The 317-nt window shown below is 50.8% G+C and carries 3 tRNA genes; all 3 read left to right on the forward strand.

Annotated features, from left to right (window positions below):
* The first annotated feature begins 83 nt into the window (after nucleotides 1-83).
* The 3 genes from DPQ31_RS03820 to DPQ31_RS03830 all read left to right on the forward strand — a co-directional run bounded on the left by DPQ31_RS03820 (nucleotide 84) and on the right by DPQ31_RS03830 (nucleotide 317).
* A tRNA-Thr gene (locus tag DPQ31_RS03820) sits at nucleotides 84-156 on the forward strand.
* A 6-nt stretch (nucleotides 157-162) separates the two neighbouring features.
* Nucleotides 163-233: transfer RNA gene (locus DPQ31_RS03825), tRNA-Trp, on the forward strand.
* 10 nt (nucleotides 234-243) lie between these two features.
* Nucleotides 244-317, forward strand: a tRNA-Ile gene (locus DPQ31_RS03830).

Below are 317 nucleotides of genomic sequence, written 5' to 3' on the forward strand. Positions count from 1 at the left end.
TCGGTAGCTCAGTCGGTAGAGCAGAGGACTGAAAATCCTCGTGTCGGCGGTTCGATTCCGTCCCGAGCCACCATTTTTTTTATGCCGGCTTAGCTCAATTGGTAGAGCAACTGACTTGTAATCAGTAGGTTGGGGGTTCAAGTCCTCTAGCCGGCATCATTTAGGGGCATAGTTTAAAGGTAGAACTGAGGTCTCCAAAACCTCCAGTGTGGGTTCGATTCCTACTGCCCCTGTAAAGTATATGGGCCTATAGCTCAGCTGGTTAGAGCGCACGCCTGATAAGCGTGAGGTCGATGGTTCGAGTCCATTTAGGCCCA

Origin of the sequence: Bacillus sp. COPE52, from assembly GCF_003355115.1 — a bacterium.
GTDB classification, from domain to species: Bacteria; Bacillota; Bacilli; order Bacillales; family Bacillaceae_G; genus Bacillus_A; species Bacillus_A toyonensis.